The sequence below is a fragment of the Pelovirga sp. genome (assembly GCF_059864205.1).
This window is the reverse complement of the sequence record NZ_JCBCBS010000114.1, coordinates 1-2,879: the sequence shown is the minus strand read 5'-3', so window position 1 is coordinate 2,879 and position 2,879 is coordinate 1. Positions and strand designations below refer to the sequence as shown.

General features: G+C 48.4%; 6 protein-coding genes. All 6 read left to right on the top strand.

The genetic code is table 11. The features are described 5' to 3' along the window. Positions 1-250: 250 nt before the first annotated feature. The 6 genes from AC6F7T_RS07455 (at position 251) to AC6F7T_RS07430 (ending at position 2,761) form a co-directional block, all read left to right on the top strand. Positions 251-478 carry a type II toxin-antitoxin system prevent-host-death family antitoxin gene (locus AC6F7T_RS07455; protein ID WP_500717475.1) on the top strand — a complete coding sequence of 76 codons (228 nt, stop codon included), beginning with the start codon at positions 251-253 and terminating at the stop codon, positions 476-478. After that, positions 475-879 (top strand): PIN domain-containing protein, encoded by a 405-nt coding sequence (locus AC6F7T_RS07450; protein WP_500717474.1) that lies wholly within the window; start codon positions 475-477, stop codon positions 877-879. The genes AC6F7T_RS07455 and AC6F7T_RS07450 overlap by 4 nt, the downstream gene beginning before the upstream one ends. Positions 880-997: 118 nt before the next feature. Beyond that, complete coding sequence (locus AC6F7T_RS07445; RefSeq protein ID WP_500717472.1) at positions 998-1,444, top strand: HI0074 family nucleotidyltransferase substrate-binding subunit; 447 nt, start codon at positions 998-1,000, stop codon at positions 1,442-1,444. Continuing rightward, the gene (locus AC6F7T_RS07440) at positions 1,437-1,769 is read left to right on the top strand and encodes a nucleotidyltransferase domain-containing protein (RefSeq protein WP_500717471.1); all 333 of its coding nucleotides are present in this window, start codon (positions 1,437-1,439) and stop codon (positions 1,767-1,769) included. Before AC6F7T_RS07445 ends, AC6F7T_RS07440 begins: the two co-directional genes overlap by 8 nt. 219 nt (positions 1,770-1,988) lie before the next feature. Then, positions 1,989-2,405, top strand: a complete 417-nt coding sequence (locus AC6F7T_RS07435; RefSeq protein ID WP_500717470.1) for an HI0074 family nucleotidyltransferase substrate-binding subunit — start codon at positions 1,989-1,991, stop codon at positions 2,403-2,405. Positions 2,406-2,425: 20 nt separating this feature from the next. Continuing rightward, positions 2,426-2,761 carry a nucleotidyltransferase domain-containing protein gene (locus AC6F7T_RS07430; RefSeq protein WP_500717468.1) on the top strand — a complete coding sequence of 112 codons (336 nt, stop codon included), beginning with the start codon at positions 2,426-2,428 and terminating at the stop codon, positions 2,759-2,761. The last annotated feature ends 118 nt before the right edge of the window (positions 2,762-2,879 follow it).

Genomic DNA, 2,879 nt, shown 5'->3' with positions numbered 1-2,879 from the left:
TTAACAAATAACGCCGCTTCAGCGGCAGACAAAGGACACCGCGCAGCGGTAGACAAATAACGCCGCGCAGCGGTAGACACCGCGCATCGGTAGACGCCACGCAGTGGCAGACGCCGCTTCAGCGGCAGACCAATGACACCGCGCAGCGGTAGACGCCGCGCAGCGGCAGACACCCTTTCATCTCTTATTGTATTTATCCATGGTCACGACTATAGTCATATATGTGTGCCTGCCAAAAGGAGTTATCTATATGACACAGACGATCAAAGCCTCAGAGTTTAAGGCAAAATGTCTTCATTTGATGGATGAGATCGCACAAACCGGTGAAGAGCTCATTATTACCAAAAATGGTAAACCGGTTTCGGTGTTACGGCCCTACAAAAAAACTCCATCAAGTTTGTTTGGCTGTCAAAAAGATAACATTCATAGTCACGATGATCTGATTGAGCCTGTCGATATCAAATGGGATGCACAATGAAGGTCCTGCTTGATACCCATGTATTAGTGTGGCTGTGTGAGGGAAATGCACGGCTTGGTAAAAAAGCGTTGAAGTTGATCAACCAGGCTTTAGCAAGCGAGCAATTGGCAGTTGCAACCATCAGCTTTTGGGAAATTGCCATGTTGGTTGAAAAAGGACGGCTGGAGATGCTTATGGAAGTAGCTGATTTCCGTCGTAAACTGCTGATTGACGGCTTGAACGAACTTCCGTTGAGCGGTTCTGCTGCCATTATTGCTGCTGCCTTAACTGAGTTTCATGGAGATCCTGCCGATCGAATTATTGTAGCCACCACGCTGGAAAAAGGCGCGGTGTTGGTTACTGCTGATAAAAAAATACTGTCATGGTCCGGGTTGAAAGACAAAGTTGATGCGACAAAGTGAGGGCATGGGAGCAGGAAACAGTGTTCAATGGCCGCTCACAGCTCTCCGCTCACCATTTTTTAACAAATGACATCGCTTTAGCGATGGACCAATGACAATGGACACCGCGCAGCGGTACATGAAGAAAGTAATAAATATGCAACTGGATTACACCTCGTTGGAAAATGCCATAGCGCAACTAGAAAAAAGCTTGCAGTTTGCCAATTCACCACTGGCAGAATCAGATCCGGAGCTGTTTGAACAATTGCGCAATTCCGTGATTCAGTGTTTTGAATTTACCTATGAACTGAGCCATAAGATGCTCAAGCGTTATCTTAAGGAAGCATCCGCAACCCCTGAAGAAGTTGTCGAGAGTACCTTCGCCAATCTCATTCGTAGTGGCAATGAACAAGGGCTCTTACGCTCGGATTGGTTACGCTGGAAGGCCTATCGTCAGGCCAGGACGGACAGTAGCCACACCTACGATGAAAACAAAGCTGCTGCCGTGTATAGCATCGCGCCGGATTTTTTGGCAGAGGCACAACATCTATTGCATCAGTTACAGGAAAGAAGCGACATTGGATAATGATTTAAGCAGGTTACAGCTCAATCAGTGGGAGCTTGAAGAGGTGCGGCAACTTCTGAACCTTCATGTCCCCGCCTGTCCTGTCTGGGCCTTTGGCTCCCGCGTTACCGGTCACGCGCGAAAATATTCAGATCTTGATCTGGTGATTATCACCGAAACCCCGTTAACCCTGGCCAAAAGGGCAGATTTGACAGCAGGCTTTGATGAAGCCGATCTGGGTTTCAAGGTAGATATCGTCGACTGGGCGATGATCTCTCCCGAATTCAGGGCGATTATCGAAAAGGACATTGTGGTTATTCAGGAAGGATCAGAAGGAAAGCGGTGAGCAGTGAGCGGTGAGCAGTGAGCGGTGAGCGGTAAGCAGTAAGCAGTAAGCCGTAAGCCGTAAGCCGTAAGCCGTAAGCCGTAAGCCGTAAGCCGTAAGCCGTAAGCAGTAAGCAGTAAGCAGTAAGCAGTAAGCAGTAAGCAGTTACCGCTCACAGCTCACCGCTCACGGTTTACGGTTTTTCACAAATGACACCGCTTTAGCGGTAGAGGTTAAAATATGTCAGACGATATTCGCTGGAGGCAGCGGTTTCAAAATTATCAGCGTGCTCTACAAACCGTCACCGAAGCTGCTGATCTTGCACGTCAGCGTCCCTTGACGACACTGGAACAACAGGGGCTGATCCAGGGGTTTGAGTTTACCCACGAACTGGCCTGGAGTGTGTTGAAGGATTATCTGGAAGATCAAGGTTTCATCAATCTGATTGGTTCCAAAAATGCCACCCGTACCGCCTTTGCCAATGGCTTGATCAAAGACGGTGACGCCTGGATGGATATGATAAAAGCCCGCAACCTGACATCTCATACCTACAACCTGGAATTGGCACAGCAAATGATCAACGATATTTTGCAGCGTTTTTACCCGGCCTTCGTTGAATTGGAACAAACTTTCTCTCGTTTAGTTTCTGACAAATGACATCGCAAAGCGATAGACAAATGACAAATGACGCCGCAAAGCGGCAGACCACCTTTGGATTAAGCGAAAGCACAGTCAGTAAAATCAAGCAAGTCCTAGCCGGCTTTCCTGCCGTGGAACAAGCAAAAATTTACGGATCTCGTGCCAAAGGAAACCATCGCCACGGCTCTGATATCGATTTAACCTTGTTCGGTGCTCATCTCGATCAACGCCAGTGCGCCGAGATCGCTGATCAGCTCGATGATCTGCTTTTGCCCTACATGATTGATTTATCGGTATTTCACCTCCTTGATCATGCAGAACTGAAAGAACATATCGAACGGGTAGGTAAGGTGTTTTACGAACGTAAGCGGTGAGCGGTGAGCAGTAAGCAGTAAGCAGTAAGCAGTGAGCGGTGAGCAGTAAGCAGTAAGCGGTGAGCAGTGAGCGGTGAGCGGTGAGCAGTCAGCAGTAAGCAGTAAGCAGTGAGCAGTG

Excerpts from the sequence above, each read along its gene's own strand:
- AC6F7T_RS07455 (WP_500717475.1), top strand. The coding sequence starts at position 251 with ATGACACAGACGATCAAAGCCTCAGAGTTTAAGGCAAAATGTCTTCAT.
- AC6F7T_RS07450 (WP_500717474.1), top strand. The coding sequence starts at position 475 with ATGAAGGTCCTGCTTGATACCCATGTATTAGTGTGGCTGTGTGAGGGA.
- AC6F7T_RS07445 (WP_500717472.1), top strand. The coding sequence starts at position 998 with ATGAAGAAAGTAATAAATATGCAACTGGATTACACCTCGTTGGAAAAT.
- AC6F7T_RS07435 (WP_500717470.1), top strand. The coding sequence starts at position 1,989 with ATGTCAGACGATATTCGCTGGAGGCAGCGGTTTCAAAATTATCAGCGT.
- AC6F7T_RS07430 (WP_500717468.1), top strand. The coding sequence starts at position 2,426 with ATGACAAATGACGCCGCAAAGCGGCAGACCACCTTTGGATTAAGCGAA.